Source organism: Streptomyces sp. NPDC057428 (genome assembly GCF_042803195.1).
GTDB lineage: Bacteria > Actinomycetota > Actinomycetes > Streptomycetales > Streptomycetaceae > Streptomyces.
In genome coordinates, this window is the sequence record NZ_JBHVCT010000059.1 from 24,302 (window position 1) to 43,461 (window position 19,160).

The 19,160-nt window shown below is 70.4% G+C and carries 12 protein-coding genes; 5 read left to right on the top strand and 7 right to left on the bottom strand.

Annotated elements, in window-relative coordinates; all coding sequences use genetic code 11:
* Positions 1-123 precede the first annotated feature (123 nt).
* On the top strand, positions 124-2,166 hold the full coding sequence (locus ACFU5K_RS21800; RefSeq protein ID WP_384064193.1) for a M4 family metallopeptidase: 2,043 nt from the start codon (positions 124-126) through the stop codon (positions 2,164-2,166).
* 93 nt (positions 2,167-2,259) lie between these two features.
* On the opposite strand, the gene ACFU5K_RS21805 is transcribed toward ACFU5K_RS21800, so the two are convergent.
* Both ACFU5K_RS21805 and glgP read right to left on the bottom strand, forming a co-directional pair.
* Positions 2,260-4,047, bottom strand: a complete 1,788-nt coding sequence (locus tag ACFU5K_RS21805) for a SpoIIE family protein phosphatase (protein WP_384064220.1) — start codon at positions 4,045-4,047, stop codon at positions 2,260-2,262.
* Between the two features lie 191 nt (positions 4,048-4,238).
* The gene (gene glgP, locus ACFU5K_RS21810; protein WP_384064196.1) at positions 4,239-6,908 is read right to left on the bottom strand and encodes an alpha-glucan family phosphorylase; all 2,670 of its coding nucleotides are present in this window, start codon (positions 6,906-6,908) and stop codon (positions 4,239-4,241) included.
* A 709-nt stretch (positions 6,909-7,617) separates the two neighbouring features.
* On the opposite strand from glgP, the gene ACFU5K_RS21815 reads away from it, so the two are divergent.
* From ACFU5K_RS21815 to glgB, 4 genes are all read left to right on the top strand, one after another.
* Positions 7,618-9,717, top strand: coding sequence for an alpha-1,4-glucan--maltose-1-phosphate maltosyltransferase (locus ACFU5K_RS21815; RefSeq protein ID WP_384064199.1), 2,100 nt, complete (start codon positions 7,618-7,620; stop codon positions 9,715-9,717).
* Positions 9,714-11,420 carry a maltose alpha-D-glucosyltransferase gene (gene treS, locus ACFU5K_RS21820; protein ID WP_384064201.1) on the top strand — a complete coding sequence of 569 codons (1,707 nt, stop codon included), beginning with the start codon at positions 9,714-9,716 and terminating at the stop codon, positions 11,418-11,420. The genes ACFU5K_RS21815 and treS overlap by 4 nt, the downstream gene beginning before the upstream one ends.
* A gap of 250 nt (positions 11,421-11,670) precedes the next feature.
* Positions 11,671-13,110, top strand: a complete 1,440-nt coding sequence (locus ACFU5K_RS21825) for a maltokinase (protein ID WP_384064204.1) — start codon at positions 11,671-11,673, stop codon at positions 13,108-13,110.
* 49 nt (positions 13,111-13,159) lie between these two features.
* Positions 13,160-15,568: a 1,4-alpha-glucan branching enzyme gene (gene glgB / locus ACFU5K_RS21830; RefSeq protein ID WP_384064207.1), complete on the top strand. Its 2,409-nt coding sequence runs from the start codon at positions 13,160-13,162 to the stop codon at positions 15,566-15,568.
* 166 nt (positions 15,569-15,734) lie between these two features.
* On the opposite strand, the gene ACFU5K_RS21835 is transcribed toward glgB, so the two are convergent.
* The 5 genes from ACFU5K_RS21835 to ACFU5K_RS21855 all read right to left on the bottom strand — a co-directional run bounded on the left by ACFU5K_RS21835 (position 15,735) and on the right by ACFU5K_RS21855 (position 18,864).
* Complete coding sequence (locus ACFU5K_RS21835) at positions 15,735-16,247, bottom strand: hypothetical protein (RefSeq protein ID WP_384064209.1); 513 nt, start codon at positions 16,245-16,247, stop codon at positions 15,735-15,737.
* A 36-nt stretch (positions 16,248-16,283) separates the two neighbouring features.
* On the bottom strand, positions 16,284-16,658 hold the full coding sequence (locus ACFU5K_RS21840) for a hypothetical protein (protein ID WP_384064210.1): 375 nt from the start codon (positions 16,656-16,658) through the stop codon (positions 16,284-16,286).
* Positions 16,659-16,801: 143 nt separating this feature from the next.
* On the bottom strand, positions 16,802-17,698 hold the full coding sequence (locus ACFU5K_RS21845) for a hypothetical protein (RefSeq protein WP_384064212.1): 897 nt from the start codon (positions 17,696-17,698) through the stop codon (positions 16,802-16,804).
* Positions 17,695-18,390: an ABC transporter ATP-binding protein gene (locus ACFU5K_RS21850; RefSeq protein WP_384064215.1), complete on the bottom strand. Its 696-nt coding sequence runs from the start codon at positions 18,388-18,390 to the stop codon at positions 17,695-17,697. Before ACFU5K_RS21850 ends, ACFU5K_RS21845 begins: the two co-directional genes overlap by 4 nt.
* 111 nt (positions 18,391-18,501) lie before the next feature.
* Positions 18,502-18,864, bottom strand: coding sequence for a hypothetical protein (locus tag ACFU5K_RS21855; protein ID WP_384064217.1), 363 nt, complete (start codon positions 18,862-18,864; stop codon positions 18,502-18,504).
* Between the last annotated feature and the right edge of the window lie 296 nt (positions 18,865-19,160).

Consider the following 19,160-nt stretch of genomic DNA (forward strand, 5'->3'; position numbering starts at 1 on the left):
TGTGTTGACGCGGTCCTGACACGCACACGTTTCTGCTGACACTCTTCCCCCGTTCCGCGCACCGCCTGCTCTGCCGGTCGGCTCACCCAGTCGGCCGTGACCCCCCTCGCAGAAGGAGTCCGCGTGAGACCCACCCCCAGCCGTCGTGCCACCGCGACCGGCGCTCTGATAGCCGCAGCCGCCCTCCTCGCCGTCGGAATGCAGGGCGGTGCCGCAACGGCCGCCCCCAAAAGCGCCACCGCAGCCCCCGCCGCCGCGGTGAAGGGCGCCGACCCCGGCGCGCTGCCCGCGAAGCTCTCCCCCGCCCAGCGCGCCGAACTGCTCCGGGAGGCCAACTCCACCAAGGCGGCCACCGCCAAGGAGCTCGGCCTCGGGTCGACGGAGAAGCTCGTGGTACGGGATGTCGTCAAGGATGTCGACGGCACCACGCACACCCGCTACGAGCGCACGCTCGACGGGCTCCCTGTCCTCGGTGGCGACCTCGTCGTGGCCGAGTCCAAGGCCGGGAAGACCGAGGGCGTCACCAAGGCGTCGAAGGCGACCGGAGCACAGCTGGAGGCTGTCGGCACCGCGGCGGACGTCGCGCCGGCCGCCGCTGAGAAGCAGGCTCTTACCGCGGCCAGGGCCGACGGCTCGAAGAGCACCGAGGCGAGCAAGGCCCCGCGCAAGGTGGTCTGGGCGGCGAAGGGCACCCCGCAGCTCGCGTACGAGACCGTCGTCGGCGGCCTCCAGCACGACGGCACGCCGAACGAGCTGCACGTCATCACCGACGCCTCGTCGGGCGCGAAGCTGTTCGAGTGGCAGGCCATCGAGAACGGCACCGGCAACACGCAGTACAGCGGCACGGTCACGCTGGGGACCTCCGGCTCCGGCAGCTCGTACAACCTGACCGACACCGCGCGCGGCAGCCACAAGACGTACAACCTGAACCGCGGCACGTCCGGCACCGGGACTCTGTTCTCCGGTCCGGACGACGTCTGGGGCAACGGCAGCGCGTCCAACACCGAGACCGCCGGGGCCGACGCGCACTACGGCGCCGCGGAGACGTGGGACTTCTACAAGAACGTCATGGGGCGCACCGGCATCCGGGGTGACGGAGTCGGCGCGTACTCGCGTGTGCACTACGGCAACAACTACGTCAACGCGTTCTGGTCCGACAGCTGCTTCTGCATGACGTACGGCGACGGCAGCGGCAACCTCGCGCCCCTGACCTCGCTGGACGTGGCTGCCCACGAGATGACGCACGGCGTCACCTCCAACACCGCCGGTCTCAACTACAGCGGCGAGTCGGGCGGCCTCAACGAGGCCACGTCGGACATCTTCGCGGCGGGTGTGGAGTTCTACTCCAACACCGCCACCGACCCGGGCGACTACCTCGTCGGCGAGAAGATCGACATCAACGGCGACGGCACGCCGTTGCGTTACATGGACAAGCCGAGCAAGGACGGCGCGTCCAAGGACTACTGGTACTCCGGCATCGGCGGGGTCGACGTCCACTACTCCTCGGGCCCGGCCAACCACTTCTTCTACCTGCTCTCCGAGGGCAGCGGCGCCAAGACCGTCAACGGGGTGTCCTACAACTCCCCGACATCGGACGGCCTTCCGGTGACCGGCATCGGCCGGGACAAGGCGCTGCAGATCTGGTTCAAGGCGCTCACCACGAAGTTCACCTCCACGACGAACTACGCCGCGGCCCGCACGGGCACCCTGGCCGTGGCCACCGAGCTGTACGGCGCCACCAGCGCCGAGTACACCGCGGTCGCCAACGCCTGGGCCGGCATCGCCGTGGGCTCGCGCCCCGGCGGCGACCCGGACCCGGGTGGCAAGGTCTTCCAGAACACGACCGTGAAGGCTCTCCCCGACCGCAGCACCACCAACATCCCGGTCGCCGTCACCGGCCTCACCGGCAACGCACCGAGCACCCTGTCGGTGGCGGTCAACATCACGCACACCTACCGCGGTGACCTCGTCCTCGACCTGGTCGCCCCGGACGGGACGGCGTACCGGCTGAAGAACTCCTCGTCCAGCGACTCCGCGGACAACGTGGTGGCGACCTACACGGTCAACGCCTCGTCCGAGGTGGCCAACGGCACCTGGAACCTCAGGATCCAGGACGTCTACTCCGGCGACACCGGCACCTTCAACAGCGTCAAGCTGACCTTCTGAGCACCGCCCGGGGGCGCCTGACAAGGCGTCCCCGGACGGCGCGGAGGACGTCCGACGGCCCGGGGGAGCACGCTTCCCCGGGTCGTCCCGCGCTCAGTCGGGGATGTTCTGCTCGGCCCAGACCACCTTGCCGGTCGCCGTGCGGCACGAACCCCAGCTCCGGCACAGCAGGTTGATGAGCTGGAGTCCCCGGCCGCCCTCGTCGCTGACGTCGGCGTGCTGGATCTGCGGCAGGTCGGGCCCGGTGTCGGCGAGCTCCACCACCAGTCGCTCGTCGCGCAGGAGTCTGAGCCGGCCGGGCCCGCCGCCGTACCGCAGGGCGTTGCCGACCAGCTCACTGACGACCAGTTCCGTCACGTCCGCGAGATCGTCGAGACCCCACAGGGCGAGCTGCTCGGTGACGAGCTTGCGGGCCGTGGAGGCGGGGTTCCCCTCCGTGGGCAGGTCCCACTCCCTCAGCCGGACATCGGCCGGCAGCTCATGGCCCCCGGCTACGAGCAGCACCGCTTCGTCGAACCGGCCGTCGTCCTGTCTGGGGCAGGTCAACGGCTTCCCGGAGTCGAGCAGTTCGGGGGGCATCACGGCGACGGACGTACGGAGCGTCTCCAGCTGCACGTCCACGTCGTCGGTCCGTGTCTTGATCAGCCCGTCGGTGTACAGCACGAGTCTGCCGCCGACCGGGCCGCGCAGCCGCAGCGGGTCGTACGGGATGACTCCCGCTCCCAGCGGCGCCCCGACCGGTACGTCGAGATAGCGGGCCGTGCCCCCGGCGTCCACCAGCAGCGGCGGCGGATGCCCCGCGCTCGCGATCGTGTAGCTGGAGTCCGCGGGGTCGTACACCGCGCACAGGCAGGTGGCGACCTGGTCGTCCTCCAGGTCACGGGTCGCGAGGTCCAGCCTGGCCAGCACCCGGTCGGGCGCGATGTCCAGCGTCATGAGGGTGCGGGCCACGGTCCGCAGCCGGCCCATGGTGGCCGCGGCGGGCAGACCGTGGCCGGTGACGTCACCGACGACCAGCGCCGTGCGGCCGCCGGGCAGCGCCACCACGTCGTACCAGTCGCCGCCCACCCCGTGCGCGTCGACGGCGGGCGCGTAGTGGGCGTGCACCCGCAGTCCCGGCGTACGGGGGGTGGCACGCGGGAGCAGGGAGCGCTGGAGCGAGACGACGTGCTCGCGCTCCCGCCCGTAGAGCCGCGCGTTGTCTATGAAGACGGCGGCCATGGAGGCCAGCTGCCCGGCCAGGTCCAGATCCGCGCGGTTGAAGGGCGGGCTGTCCCCCGCGCGCACGAAGTCGGCGGAGCCCAGCAGGACACCGCGCGCGATCAGGGGCACGGCCATGTAGCTGTGGACACCCTGGCGCCTCATGGCCACCGCGGCGCTCGTGGTGGGGGTGACGCGGTCGTAGTCCCGCGGCGTCATCCGGCTGACCAGTACGGGCCGGCCGTTGCGCAGGCACTCGGTGGTCAGCAGCGTCTCGCGCCGCTCCCTGCGGTCGACCACCTCACCGACGGGTGACGGTTCGAGACCCTTCAGCGAGTCGATCGCCCGGACCGCCATGGCGCGGGTGACGGGGACCGCCGCGCCGGTGACGCGCTCACCCTCCTCGCCGCGCAGCACGGACTCCAGCAGATCCACGGCCGCGCCGTCGGCCAGTCTGGGGACGCTGAAGGCTGCCAGCTCCTCGGCCGTCCGCTCCAGGTCGAGGGTCGTACCGATCCGGGTGCTCGCCGCGTTGAGCCACCGCATCCGGACCGCGGAGGTGAAACGGTCACCACGCAGGGACCCTGGCTCGGACTGACGGATGTGCAGCCGCCGGGAGACACCCCCCTGGGCGGCCGGCCGACGGGTCAGGCGTCTCGCTCGGCCTCCGCCGCCGTTCACCGTGCTGACCTCCACTCGCGTCCGGGGGAACGCCTCGCTCGTCACGTCGGTGGCTGCTGGGCAGCACCGGCAGGGCTGTCATGTTAGCGAGGTCACGGCGAAAAAACCCCTGCCGGTCGTTCGGTGGGGCCACAGGGCACAGCGGTGGGCCCGGCGCCGCACCCACGCCGGGCCCACCGGGAGCGGGGACGTCAGCGCAGGAGCACCCCTCCGCCGTCGCCCGTGGACGCGTTCGGCACCGCGACGAGGCCGAGCTCCGCGCCCGAAGCGAGCAGCGGGTGCGAGGGCAGGACGCGCACGGTGTATCCGTACGGGCCGGTGCGGTCGAGGGCGAGCGGGCCCTCGTAGAGCCAGCGGCCCTCCAGGTCGTGACCGCCCGCAGGCTTCAGCGGATACGTCCGGGCCTCCGCGATCGCGTCACCGGAGTCGACCCGCCCGGCGACGACCTGCACCTCCACGTCGTCCGGGTCGAGACCGCCCAGGGTCACCCGGACCCGGAGCGCAAGGGTGGACCCGAGCTCCGCCGACTCGCCGACGACCGTGTCGGCCGCGGCTTCCACATGGTCGACGGCGACCTGTGGCCAGGCCGCGCGGGTCCTGGACTTCCAGGCTGCGAGCTCCCGGGCGGCCGCGGGTTCCAGTGCCCGGCGGGCCCGGGCCGCGGGGGCGTAGAGCCGCTCCACGTACTCACGCACCATGCGTCCGGCGAGGACCTTGGGCCCCAGGGTGACCAGTGTGCTGCGGACCATCTCGATCCACCGCTCGGGCAGGTCCTCGGCGTTGCGGTCGTAGAAGCGCGGGGCGACGCGGTCCTCGATGAGCGAGTAGAGGGCGTTGGCCTCCAGCTCGTCGCGCCGGTCCTCGCCGGTGGCGGAGCCGTCGGCGGTGGGGATCGCCCAGCCGAAGTCGGACCCGAACCACTCGTCCCACCACCCGTCGCGCACGGACAGGTTCAGGCAGCCGTTCAGCGCCGCCTTCATCCCGCTGGTCCCGCACGCCTCCAGGGGACGCAGCGGGTTGTTGAGCCAGACGTCGCAGCCCGGGTAGAGCTTCTGCGCCATGCCCATGCCGTAGTCCGGCAGGAAGACGATGCGGTGGCGCACCCGCGGGTCGTCGGAGAACCGCACCAGTTCCTGGATCAGCCGCTTGCCGCCGTCGTCGGCGGGGTGCGCCTTGCCGGCGACGACGATCTGGATGGGGCGCGTCGGGTGGAGCAGCAGCTCCCGCAGCCGGTCGCGGTCGTGGAGCATGAGCGTCAGGCGCTTGTACGAGGGGACCCGTCGGGCGAAGCCGATGGTCAGCACGTCGGGGTCGAGGACGTCGTCGATCCAGCCGAGCTCGGCGGTGCCCGCGCCCCGGCGGCGCCACGAGGCGTGCAGACGCGTGCGCACCTCGGTGACGAGCTGTTCGCGCAGCCCCCTGCGCAGGTCCCAGATCTCGCGGTCGGGGACGGTGGTCACGTCGCTCCCGTGCCCGGGCGTGTCTCCCCCGGTGCCGTCAGCCGTGCCGACCTCGGCCCCGGCGAGGGCGTTCTGCGCCCGTTCGGAGGCGAAGGTGCCGGATCCGACGCGCAGAACCTCGGGCGCGACCCACGTCGGCGCGTGCACACCGTTGGTCACGGAGGTGATCGGCACCTCGGAGGGATCGAATCCCGGCCACAGCCCGGAGAACATCTCCCGGCTGACGGCACCGTGCAGCGTGGAGACGCCGTTGGCACGCTGCGCGAGCCGCAGCCCCATCACCGCCATGTTGAAGAGACCGGGCTCCCCGCCCTCGTAGGTCTCCATGCCGAGGCGCAGGACCTTGTCCACGGCGACGCCGGGCAGTTCGCCGTCGTCGCCGAAGTGGCGGGCCACGAGCTGGCGTTCGAAACGGTCTATCCCGGCGGGGACAGGAGTGTGGGTGGTGAAGACCGCGCCGGCCCGCACGACCTCGATGGCCGCGTCGAAGTCCAGTCCGGTCTGGATGAGTTCCCTGATCCGCTCCAGACCGAGGAATCCGGCGTGGCCCTCGTTGGTGTGGAACACTTCGGGGGCCGGGTGCCCGGTCAGCCGGCAGTAGGTGCGCACGGCGCGCACCCCGCCGATGCCCAGCAGCATCTCCTGCAGCAGCCGGTGGTCGCTGCCACCGCCGTAGAGCCGGTCGGTGACGTCCCGCTCGCCCGGCGCGTTCTCCTCGACGTCGGAGTCGAGGAGCAGCAGGGGCACCCGGCCGACCTGTGCCTGCCAGACCGAGGCGTACAGCGAACGGCCTCCGGGGAGGGCGAGCACCACCCGGCTGGGTGTGCCGTCGGTCTCCCGCAGGAGGGTGAGCGGCAGCTCGTTGGGGTCGAGTACGGGGTAGTGCTCCTGCTGCCAGCCGTCCCGGGACAGGCTCTGCCGGAAGTAGCCGTGGCGGTAGAGCAGGCCGACCCCGATGAGGGGCACACCCAGGTCGCTGGCGGCCTTCAGGTGGTCACCCGCCAGGATGCCGAGCCCGCCGCTGTACTGCGGCAGGGCGGCGGTCACCCCGAATTCGGGTGAGAAGTAGGCGATGGCCTCGGGGAGCTCCGCGCCCTGGGAGAGCTGGTTCTGATACCACCTCGGGCCGCGGAGGTACTCCCCGAGATCCTCGGACACCGCGGTGAGGCGGTCCAGGAAGGGCTGGTCCCCGGCCAGCTCGGCGAGTCGGGCGGCGGAGACGGCACCGAGCAGCCGGACGGGGTCGGCGCCCGCGGGCCGCCAGCCCTCGGGGTCGGCCGCGAGGAAGAGCTCTTGGGTGTCGGTGTGCCAGGACCAGCGCAGGTTGCGGGCGAGGTCGCTGAGCGGTCGCAGGGGTTCGGGGAGGACGGGACGCACGGTGAATCGACGAATGGCCTTCACGTATCCCACCTTTACAGGGGACGTACGGATCCGAGGGGACGCACGACGGTGTACGTCCTCTCCGTCACCCTCGACGGTAGCGGGGTGCCGCCGTACGCGACCACGGCGCGCGAGCGGCTCAGTGGGTCCACGACCGCCCGGCACGTCCGCCCCGGTCCCCGGCGTTGCACCGTGCGCGCCCTCCCTCTGCCGTTTCTGACGCCACATCCGTCACCTGGGCCCCGGGTGCCCTTTCACCCTCGGCAGCCCCGTCGGCCAGATGCGCCAGTTCCGTACCCATCTGTCACGGGCGATATGGCTGATTTCCCCTCCTCACGTGCACTTGTGGCACCCCGCATCCCAGGGAAGGCTTCGGAGGTGCCCGCGAAACTGCCGGGGGACCGGCGCGCGGACATGAGCGTGTGCACCGGTTGCACCCAGGAGTTAACACACCGCCGGGTTGGCCGCCCGAGAACGGTGGGAAGGCTCCCCGGGGAACAGTCCCGCGCTGCACACCTCAGGTGCCCCGGTCGGAGCCCGAATCCCCCGCGCACCTGCCATTCGAGTGCCATTCGAGTGAACGCGGACAGGAGCGGCCATGCCCACAGCCCGCCAGCCGACGACCGAGCAGCTACAAAGGACGCAACCCCACCATCGCGGCGCGCGCGGTCAGCCCCTCACGCCCACGTCGCGCACCGTGCATGCCGAGCTCCGACCCCCAGGTGATTCCATGATCGGTCGCATTCCCGTCCTGGACGTGACTCCGCTCGTCGACTGCGGCAGACGGCCGGCCAAAGCCGTCGCGGGCGAGACCTTCCAGGTCAGCGCCACAGTCTTCCGCGAGGGCCACGACGCCGTGGCCGCCAACGTCGTCCTGTGCGACGACAACGGACGGCCCGGTCCCTGGACGCGGATGCGCGAGCTCGCCCCCGGCACCGACCGCTGGGGCGCCGACGTCACCCCGACTTCCGAGGGTGCCTGGACGTATACCGTCGAGGCGTGGAGCGATCCCGTCACCACGTGGCGGACGGCCGCACAGATCAAGATCCCCGTGGGCATCGACACCACTCTCGTCCTCGACGAGGGGGCCGAGCTCTACGCACGCGCAGCCGAGGGCGTGCCCAAGAACGACGGCCGCGAGGCCGTGCTGGCCGCCGTCGACGCGCTGCGCGACACCGGCCGCTCCCCCGCTGCCCGGCTCGCCGCCGCACTGGCCCCCGAGGTGGACGAGGCGCTCGGCCGCCATCCCCTGCGCGAGCTGGTGACCGCGTCCCGGCCGCTGCCGCTGACCGTCGAGCGCCGGCGCGCCCTGTACGGCTCCTGGTACGAGCTGTTCCCGCGTTCGGAGGGCGCACGGCGGGAGCCGGTGGCGCCCGCGAAGCCGGCACGGAAGCCGAGGGCCGCGAAGACCGCGAAGACGGCCTCCGCCGCCACACGGAAGAAGAGCCCTGCGGTCACGGCGGAGATCGCCCCGCCGGCCACGAGGTGGGTGAGCGGCACGTTCCGCACCGCCGCCGAGCGGCTTCCTGCCGTGGCGGCGATGGGTTTCGACGTCGTCTACCTCCCGCCGATCCACCCGATCGGCACCACCCACCGCAAGGGGCCCAACAACAGCCTCACCCCGGGGGCCGGCGACCCGGGAGTGCCCTGGGCCATCGGTTCGGCCGACGGCGGCCACGACGCGGTGCACCCGGATCTCGGGACGCTGGAGGACTTCGACCACTTCGTCTCGACGGCACGCACGCTGCGGATGGAAGTCGCGCTGGACTTCGCGCTCCAGTGCTCCCCGGACCACCCGTGGGTGACCGAGCACCCGGAGTGGTTCCACCACCGCCCGGACGGGTCGATCGCGTATGCCGAGAACCCGCCGAAGAAGTACCAGGACATCTATCCCATCGCGTTCGACAAGGACATGAGCGGGCTCGTCCGCGAGACCGTGCGCATCCTGCGGTTCTGGATGGAGCACGGCGTACGGATCTTCCGGGTCGACAATCCGCACACCAAGCCGGTCGTCTTCTGGGAGAAGGTGATCGCCGACGTGAACCGCACCGACCCGGACGTGATCTTCCTGGCGGAGGCATTCACCCGGCCCGCGATGATGCGCACGCTGGCCTCGGTCGGCTTCCAGCAGTCGTACACCTACTTCACCTGGCGTAACACGAAGGGCGAGCTCACCGAGTACGTCACCGAGCTCTCTGGCGAGAGTTCCTCGTACATGCGCCCCAACTTCTTCGTGAACACGCCCGACATTCTTCCCGGTTACCTCCAGGACGGGGGGCGCCCCGCCTTCGAGGCCCGGGCCGTGCTGGCCGCGACGCTGTCCCCCTCCTGGGGCGTGTACGCGGGCTTCGAGCTGTGCGAGAACACCCCGGCGCATCCCGGGAGCGAGGAGTACCACGACTCGGAGAAATACGAACTCAGGCCCAGGGACTGGGAGTCGGCGGAACGTGAGGGCCGCTCGCTCGCACCCCTGATCACCTCACTCAACCGGGTCCGGCGTCGCCATCCGGCGCTCCAGCAACTGCGCGACGTGCACTTCCACTCCGTCGACAACGACGCACTGATCGCCTACAGCAAGCGGTCGGGCCCGGACGTCGTCCTCGTGGTCGTCAACCTCGACCCTCACCACACCCAGGAGGCCACGGTCTCGTTGGACATGCCGCGTCTCGGCCTCGACTGGCACGAGAGCGTGCCGGTGCGCGACGAGCTCACCGGCGACACCTATCACTGGGGCAGGGCCTTCTACGTGCGTCTCGAGCCGGGTGTGACACCCGCGCACATCGTCGCCCTGCGACCGTCCCCGCCGACCGGAGGGTCACCCACGCCATGATCGTCAATGAGCCTGTCCACGACCTGTTCGAGGACACTCCCGCCAAGGACCGCGACCCCGACTGGTTCAAGCGCGCCGTCTTCTACGAGGTACTCGTCCGCTCCTTCCAGGACTCCAACGGGGACGGCGTCGGTGACCTCAAGGGCCTCACCGCCAAGCTGGACTATCTGCAGTGGCTGGGCGTCGACTGCCTGTGGCTGCCGCCGTTCTTCAAGTCCCCTCTGCGGGACGGCGGTTACGACGTCTCCGACCACACTGCCGTGCTGCCCGAGTTCGGCGACCTCGCCGACTTCGTGGAGTTCGTGGACGCCGCGCACCAGCGCGGCATGCGCGTGATCATCGACTTCGTCATGAACCACACGAGCGATCAGCACGACTGGTTCCAGCAGTCACGTACCGATCCGGACGGACCGTACGGCGACTACTACGTCTGGGCCGACGACGACAAGCAGTTCCCGGACGCACGGATCATCTTCGTCGACACGGAGACGTCCAACTGGACCTTCGACCCGGTCCGCAAGCAGTACTACTGGCACCGGTTCTTCTCGCACCAGCCCGATCTCAACTACGAGAACCCGGCGGTGCAGGAAGAGATCATCTCGGCCCTGCGCTTCTGGCTGGACCTGGGCATCGACGGCTTCCGCGTGGACGCCGTGCCCTACCTCTACCAGCGCGAGGGCACCAACTGCGAGAACCTCCCCGAGACCCACGACTTCCTCAAGCGGGTCCGCAAGGAGATCGACGCCAACTACCCCGACACGGTGCTGCTGGCCGAGGCCAACCAGTGGCCCGAGGACGTCGTCGACTACTTCGGCGACTACACCGGGGGCGGCGACGAGTGCCACATGGCGTTCCACTTCCCGGTGATGCCGAGGATCTTCATGGCCGTCAGGCGTGAGAGCCGCTACCCGGTCTCGGAAATCCTCGCCAAGACGCCGGAGATCCCGTCCGGGTGCCAGTGGGGCATCTTCCTGCGCAACCACGACGAGCTCACGCTCGAGATGGTGACGGACGAGGAACGCGACTACATGTACGCGGAGTACGCCAAGGATCCGCGGATGCGCGCCAACATCGGCATCCGCCGCCGGCTCGCCCCGCTCCTGGACAACGACCGCAACCAGATCGAGCTGTTCACGGCGCTGCTGCTGTCCCTGCCCGGCTCCCCGATCCTCTACTACGGGGACGAGATCGGGATGGGCGACAACATCTGGCTGGGCGACCGGGACGCCGTGCGCACCCCGATGCAGTGGACGCCGGACCGCAACGCGGGCTTCTCGTCCAGCGACCCGGGGCGGCTCTACCTCCCCACCATCATGGACCCGGTCTACGGCTACCAGGTCACCAACGTCGAGGCGTCCATGGCCTCGCCGTCGTCGCTGCTGCACTGGACGCGGCGCATGATCGAGATCCGCAAGCAGAACCCGGCGTTCGGCCTCGGCTCGTACAGCGAACTGCCTTCGTCGAACCCGGCGGTGATCGCGTTCACCCGTGAGTACAAGGACGATCTCGTGATGTGCGTCCACAACTTCTCGCGGTTCGCCCAGCCGACGGAACTCGATCTGCGGGCCTTCGACGGGCGTCATCCGGTGGAGCTGATCGGCGGGGTACGCTTCCCCGCCGTCGGTCAGTGGCCCTACCTGCTGACACTCGCCGGCCACGGTTTCTACTGGTTCCGGATGCGGAAGGACGCCCCGGTCGGCTGACCGCCGGTGACGGGCGGCCGACGGCGCCTCGGCTCCGAGGCGCCACCCGCGGGGCGGTTTCCACCGCCCCGCACGGGGCACTCTCACCACATATCGAGCTCTTCCGTGCTCCTTCGGGCCCTTGGGGCCAATTGATCGAATCCATCGGACTTTTCCTCACCCGACACGTCCCGCACAGCCGGACAGCCATTGCCGCAATCCGGGACACTCTTCGCATCCTGTGGTGTGCCCGGGGAAAGGACGCGATGCCATGTCGGAGGCTGCATCCACTCGAGTCGCCCTGGCGAAGAGCACAACATCGAGAAAGACGACAAGAAGACACCCGGCGAGCACGGGCACGACCGCCCTGCTGCCGTCACTCGCCCCGCTCCTCCACGAGTGGGTGCCCCGGCAGCGGTGGTTCGCGGGCAAAGGGCAGCCCGTCACCGGGTTCTCACTGGTGGCCGCGACGGAGATACTGCCTCTGGACGCCGCGAGCGCGGGCCCCGGGCTGCTGCACCTGCTCGTCCGGGTCCACCAACCGAGCACGCGGCCCGCGCAGTCGCAGGGAGACTGCTACCAGCTCCTGCTGGGTGTGCGCACGGCGCTGCCGCAGCGGCTGGCCGAAGCACGTATCGGCCAGGTCGCCGAAGGGCCGCTGGCCGGGCGCACCTTGTACGAAGGGCTCCACGACCCACGCGTCGCCGACCTTCTGCTGGAACGATTCCGTAACCCCGGACACCTCGGCCCCCTCCACTTCGACCGGGCCGAGCCGGTCCCCGCGGGTCTCACCCCGCGCGTCCTGGACACCGAGCAGTCCAACTCCTCGATCGTGTACGGCGACGCGCTCATCCTGAAGATCTTCCGCCGGGTGTTCCCCGGCATCAACCCCGATCTGGAACTGCCGCTCGCGCTCGGCCTCGAGGGCTGCGGCCGAGTCCCGGCGCCGGTCGCCTGGTTCGAGGCGACCACCGGCGCGGAGCCGCTCACGCTCGGGGTGCTGCAGCCGTTCCTGCGCGGCGCGCAGGACGGGTGGCAGCTCGCCCTCGCCGCCCTGGCGGCCGGACGGGACTTCGTGCCCGAGGCGCACGCGCTCGGGCGGGCCACCGCCGAGGTCCATACGGCGCTCGCCGCCGCCCTGCCGACGCCTCCGCTGGCGCACGACCGGACCCTCCACCTGGTGGCCGGGATGGTGGAGCGGCTGGAGGCCACGGCGCAGGCGGTCCCGGCACTCCTCCCGTACGTACCGGGCCTGCGGACCGCGTTCGACGCGGTCGCGGGGCTCGGGGAGACGGGTCGCGGCTGGGCCGCCCAGCGGGTCCACGGCGATCTGCACCTCGGTCAGACGCTGCGGGGCGACGACGGGTTCTGGTCACTGATCGACTTCGAGGGCGAGCCGGCCAGGCCGCTGCCCGAGCGCCGGAGTCCGCAGCCGACCGTGCGCGACGTCGCGGGAATGCTGCGCTCCTTCGACTACGCGGCCCGCTCGCACCACCCTTGGAACCCGGAGTGGGCGGCCCGCTGCCGTACGGCCTACTGCGAGGGATACGCCCGCGCGGCCGGCGCCGACCCACGCGCCGAGCCGGAGCTGCTGCGCGCCCACGAGACCGACAAGGCGGTGTACGAGGTGCTCTACGAGGCCCGGCACCGTCCCGACTGGCTGCCCGTCCCGATGGCCGCGATCCAGCGCCTGGCGGCCGGGCCGGCGTGATCTCCCCTTCCCCTCTCCCCCCTTCGAGTCTTCCGAGGAGGCAGTCTCTGTGACCGCCCGCAAGCCGTCCCGCAAGTCGCCCGAGCCCATCGAGGCCCCGCCCGCGGCAGAGCCGGTGACCACCGAGGTCACGGCGGCCGCCCCGGCCGAGCCCGCCGCTCCTGCCCCGGCCACCGAGCCCGCCGCGGCACCTGCCCCGGTCAGGCGCGCCCGCGCCAAGCGGACCACCGCGGCCACCGGTGCCCCGCCGCGCCCGCGTCGCGGCGGGGGCAGCAAGAACGCGCTGCCCGCCGCCGTCCTGGACGACGCGGACCGGGGCCGGCTGCTCGCCGGTGAGCACCACGCCCCGCACGACGTCCTGGGCGCGCACCCGGTCACCGGCGGGGTGCTCTTCCGGGCGCTGCGCCCGTTCGCCCGCTCGGTGGCCGTGCTGGCCGGGGGCAAGCGCGCCGAGCTGCAGAGCGACGGCGACGGCTTCTTCTCCGGCATCCTGCCGATGCCCGCCGTGCCCGGGACCTACAGCCTGCAGGTCGCGTACGACGACAACACGATCGAGGTGGACGACCCGTACCGCTTCCTTCCCGCCATCGGCGAACTCGACCTGCACCTGATCGGTGAGGGCCGGCACGAGGAGCTGTGGAAGGCGCTCGGGTCGACGCCGATGGAGCACCACGGCGTCAGTGGTACCCGCTTCACGGTCTGGGCGCCGAACGCCCGGGGGGTCCGCGTCACAGGCGACTTCAACTACTGGGACGGCACCGCCTTCCCCATGCGCTCGCTGGGCTCCACCGGCATCTGGGAGCTGTTCCTCCCGGGCGTGGGCGAGGGCTCGGCCTACAAGTACGACATCTGCCGGCCCGACGGGTCGCACACCCAGCGGGCCGACCCGATGGCCCGGTACACCGAGGTTCCGCCCGCCACCGCCTCCGTCGTCACGGCCTCCCACCACGAGTGGCAGGACACCGACTGGATGAGGCACCGGGGCGACCGCCCTGTCCACGAGTCCCCGTTCTCCGTGTACGAGGTGCATCTGCCTTCGTGGCGACCAGGGCTGACGTATCGCCAGCTGGCGGCTCAACTCCCGGCGTACGTGAAGGAGCTGGGCTTCACCCACGTCGAACTGATGCCGGTCTCGGAGCACCCCTTCGGCGGCTCCTGGGGCTACCAGGTCACCGGATTCTTCGCCCCGACGTCCCGCATGGGCACCCCGGACGACTTCCGCTTCCTGGTCGACGCGCTGCATGCGGCGGGCATCGGGGTGCTCATGGACTGGGTTCCGGCGCACTTCCCGCGCGACGACTGGGCGCTCGCGGAGTTCGACGGGCGCCCGCTGTACGAACACTCCGACCCGAGGCGGGCCGCACACCCCGACTGGGGCACCCTGGAGTTCGACTACGGCCGGACGGAGGTCCGTAACTTCCTCGTCGCCAACGCCACTTACTGGTGCGAGGAGTTCCACATCGACGGCCTGCGCGTGGACGCGGTGGCCTCGATGCTCTACCTCGACTACTCCCGCGAGGACGGCCAGTGGTCGCCGAACGAGTTCGGGGGCCGGGAGAACCTGGACGCGGTGGCCTTCCTCCAGGAGATGAACGCGACGGTCTACCGCCGCAACCCCGGTGTCGTCACGATCGCCGAGGAGTCGACCGCCTGGGAGGGCGTCACCCGCGCCACCGACCACGGCGGCCTGGGTTTCGGTCTCAAGTGGAACATGGGCTGGATGCACGACTCCCTGGTCTACGTCTCCAAGGAGCCCGTGCACCGCAAGTACCACCACAACGAGATGACGTTCTCGATGGTGTACGCCTACAGCGAGAACTACGTGCTGCCGATCTCGCACGACGAGGTCGTGCACGGCAAGCAGGCGCTGGTCAGCAAGATGCCCGGGGACTGGTGGCAGCAGCGGGCCAACCACCGCGCCTACCTCGGCTTCATGTGGGCGCACCCCGGCAAGCAACTTCTGTTCATGGGCCAGGAGTTCGCACAGGGAGCGGAGTGGTCCGAGGGCCACGGACCCGACTGGTGGCTGCTCGACGAGACGTACGAGGCCTCCGGCGACCACCGGGGCGTACGCACACTGGTGGGCGACCTGAACGCCGTGTACGGCGCGCTGCCCGCGCTCTGGCAGCGCGATACTGATCCGGCGGGCTTCGAGTGGATCGACGGCGGCGCGGCGGAGGACAACGCGTTCTCCTTCGTGCGCTACGACGCGGACGGCTCACCGCTGCTGGCGGTCTCCCACTTCTCCCCGGTGGTGCGCCACGACTACCGCATCGGCGTACCGGACGGCCCCGAGGCATGGGTGGAGATCATCAACACGGACGCGGCCCGCTACGGCGGCAGCGACGTACGCAACGAGGAACCGCTGAAGCCGGAGGCGGTACCGGCGCACGGCCGGGACACCAGCATCACGCTGACGCTCCCGCCGCTGGCGACGGTGTGGCTGCGGCCCGCGTGACGACTGGGTGAGGGGCCGCGCGCCGGAGTTCCGGTGCGCGGCCCCTCGGCGCGTCCGGGCCGAGGGCGTCGTATGCCACTCAAGCCGGCCGCCACCGCCTCCGGACCCGCCGGGCACATCAGGACGACCGGCGCAGGAGCCCCCGCATGCGCCCCGGTCCGTTCTCTCAGTCGTGCCGGGGACGCCAGCGTCTCGATTCGCGTACGGCGCTCAGGGAGGCGATACCTGCCACGAGCAGGGCCAGGCCGAACAGCACCGCCACTGCCGCGCTCAGCATCTGGGGCGGAAGCTCTCCGTTCCTCGGGGGTGTCGTGTACGGCAGAGTGACCCAGACCGCACTGACCGCGCCCAGCACGGCGGCAGCACACAGCGGCGCTGCGAGAGTCCAGGCCGCCACAGCCACGTACACCCGTCGGCTGCCGCTCACCACGGATACCGGCGCGATGGAGCGAGCGAAGCGCACAACTTCGGCGAGACAGTTCAGCGCGGCCGCCAAAGCCACGAGCCCAACCCAGACGACGCCGAGAAGCGTCACCCAGCGCAGCTGGGAGGAGAGCAGCGCAGCGCCTCCGATCCACCCCTGTCCGACGCCCTCGACGAGAGCACCGGGGCCCAGAACGGCGAGAGCGTCGCTCTTGAGCTCTCCCAGCGGAAGCGCTTCGCCCCGGGGCGAGTACACGACGAGTACGTTGCTCTGACGGACGGCGAGCGCGCCTCAGCTCACGCCGACCTGTGTGACGGAAGCCGGCAGCAGCGCGCGGAGGACCGGCGTGTCTTCCGAGAGCCGGACGGCCAGGGCACTCTCCCCGCTCGGGCACTGCAGACCCAAGCCGCGCAAGGCGTCGCAGCTACCACGGACCGTGACTGCCTGTCGGACCTTGACGGGTCCGTCCGGTGTCTCCCTCACCTCGCCGGCTCCGTTCGCCAGCCCGAGCGTCGAATCGAGCACTGCCACCTCGGCACCTCGCGGCAACCGCTCGGCCAGCATCTCGCTCCTGCCCTCGGCAGTGTGCGGTACCTGGACGGTGAGGACGCTGTGTCCGAACCGCTCCCGCATGGCCAGAGCCCCCTGAACGGAAGCGCTGTGCATGCTGGGATACACCTGAACCACACTCAGCAGACCCACCGCGATCACCACTCCAGCCACAAGGCGTGAAAGATAGCCCGGGCGCCCTTGGGTCCAACGGCCCGCGAGCAATGTCCCCGCCAGCCCTCGGCTGCGCCCCAGCGCTGTCACACCTCGGCCTGCCGCGGACAGCAACAGCGCAATGGCCGCGGGCAGGGTGGCCAGGGCCCCGACCGTGCCGAGCAGAGAGACCAGTACGACGGTCCGGCTGGCACCGTACGTGGCGCGGTCAGTGCGACACCCAGCAGCAGAGCTGGAGCAGCCTCCCCTGTGCTCAACAGCGCCAGCTGCCTGCGCGAGGCGCCCAGCGCACCGAGGAGTGCGGTGCGTCGGTCACGACCCGCGGCCCCGAGCCGGGTGGCCACCACCGCGAACAGACCGGCAGGCAGGCCGAGCATGGCGATCAGCAGGCTGAGGAAGACGGAGAAGGGACGCACTGCGGACAGGTCCCCGAATCCGCCAGCATCCTGGGAACCGAAACCGGTGGCGAGCAAGGCGTGTTCAACCGTGAGCGTTCCATCCGCCGGACGCGCGTAGGCGTAGCGCTCGCCAGGGCTCGCAAGCCCTTCCGTCGTAATGCTTCCCACCACGCGTCCGTAGCGGTCACCGACTCCGTCGGCGACCAGGGAAGGGGACAACACCGACTCGCCTGGCCCCGGCCAGTGCGATACGCCAGGAGGAAGCGGCGCGTCGGGGCTCACGGGCTCGACGAAGACGACCTCGACCTGCCGGTCGTGAACGTCGTCCAGGAAGAACTGCAGCCGCAGGGGCGCCTCCTCCGGACCCTGCCCCTCATGCAAACGCAGAGCGGGCGTGCGTGCTGCCCCGCGGTCCGTCCGCTCCTGGTACGTAGCCCAGGTTGCCACCACGGACACCCAGGTCACAGCAAGCACGAAGGTGGCAACCGCCAAGGCCACGAAGCGGATTCGACCGTCGGCCGAGCCGTGTCCGGCGGCGCGGCCCATACGCAGCAGCTGGCGGCTCAGCGAGCTTCCGGCCCTCATCGGGCCGCTCGCGGAAGGGACGCCGATCGGGCGACTAGTCGGCCTTCGTGGAGGGTGAAACGGCTGTCGGCGCGAGCAGCGACCGACTCGTCGTGCGTGACCACCAGAAGCGCGCATCCCCAGCGCTGGGGAAGAGGGAACAGCAGCTCGGCAACAGCTTCGCGATTGTGGGCATCCAGCGACCCGGTGGGTTCGTCGGCGAGAAGCAGAGCGGGCCGATTCACCAATGCGCGTGCCACAGCCGCCCGTTGCCGCTCTCCACCGGACAGCTCCGCGGTCGGGGTGCCCTCCACGGGAACACCGAGGTCAATGAGCAGTTGTCGTGCCCGGCCGAAGGCTTCGGCTCGCCGCACACCGGCCAGGAGCGCGGCCATGGCGACGTTCTCCACGGGCGTTAGCTCCGGCAGCAGTTCACCGAACTGGAACACCATGCCGATGGTGTCGCGCCGGTGCCTGGCCAGTGCGCGCGGCTTGAGCACCGACAAATCCCGTCCAGCTATGCGGACTTCACCCTGGTCGTAACGGATCAACCCGAGCACGCAGTTGAGCAGCGTGCTCTTGCCCGTCCCGCTGGGCCCGGTGACGGCGACCGACCGACCGGCAGGAAGGGCGAGGTCCACCCCGTCGAGCAGCGCTCTGCCGGCCACGGAATAGTGGAGTTCACGGACTTCCAGCACGGAACTGACTTGCATCACTCGGTCTCTCTCAGCCGGTCGGTCGCCAGCCCGTGACCAGATCACGGGCTGTGAGGATCTGCCTGAAGGGAACCCGTATGGTGGCCGATCCCACTCAGCGCACTTACGTCAGTGGCTCATGGCCACGTACACGGAGCAGTCGTCCGGCTGCGCTATCTGGGATTCGCAGATCTTGGCCTTGATGACCCAGCTTCCGGTGCCGGAGTACGACTCGGTGCCGCTGCCCTGCTTGTTCCAAAGATTCCGAAGTGTGCCGGAGCTCGCGGACCGGTAGTACGAGCTGTAGACAGGATTGGAGTCCGAAGTGCTGTCCCAGGCTCCCACCGTGGCGCTGCTGGTGGAGCTGTCGTATACGCGGGCCTGTCCAGTGCCGGAGAGTGTCGCCGTCTGGTAAGCGAGTGCCGGTGCGGCACCGACGAGCACGACGACACCGAGCACGGACAGAGCAACTGCAATTCTTCGCTTGGTCATGAGAACTGTCCTTCTGTGAAGAGTTCACGATCACGGAAAGCTCTGCCCCAGTCCACCACTTGATCGGCACGCGACGCTTATTCACAAGCGGAGTATGGGCCTCGAACTTGGCCGAGGAAGGAACGCGTCATCAAGAGGCGCAGACCTCAGGGCGCCCGCATCAAGTTGCGCATACTGCACACCATCGCGTCGACGCCGCGCAGGTAAGCATTCAGCGTGACCGCGTTGCGTGACGGTTTCGGGCATGGGGTGACGGCCGGTGACCGGTGGTCAACGGCTGGGGTGTGGGCGGTCAG

Excerpts from the sequence above, each read along its gene's own strand:
- ACFU5K_RS21825 (WP_384064204.1), top strand. The coding sequence starts at position 11,671 with ATGTCGGAGGCTGCATCCACTCGAGTCGCCCTGGCGAAGAGCACAACA.
- ACFU5K_RS21815 (WP_384064199.1), top strand. The coding sequence starts at position 7,618 with ATGATCGGTCGCATTCCCGTCCTGGACGTGACTCCGCTCGTCGACTGC.
- ACFU5K_RS21850 (WP_384064215.1), bottom strand. The coding sequence starts at position 18,390 with ATGCAAGTCAGTTCCGTGCTGGAAGTCCGTGAACTCCACTATTCCGTG.
- treS (WP_384064201.1), top strand. The coding sequence starts at position 9,714 with ATGATCGTCAATGAGCCTGTCCACGACCTGTTCGAGGACACTCCCGCC.
- ACFU5K_RS21840 (WP_384064210.1), bottom strand. The coding sequence starts at position 16,658 with ATGCACAGCGCTTCCGTTCAGGGGGCTCTGGCCATGCGGGAGCGGTTC.
- ACFU5K_RS21855 (WP_384064217.1), bottom strand. The coding sequence starts at position 18,864 with ATGACCAAGCGAAGAATTGCAGTTGCTCTGTCCGTGCTCGGTGTCGTC.
- ACFU5K_RS21845 (WP_384064212.1), bottom strand. The coding sequence starts at position 17,698 with ATGAGGGCCGGAAGCTCGCTGAGCCGCCAGCTGCTGCGTATGGGCCGC.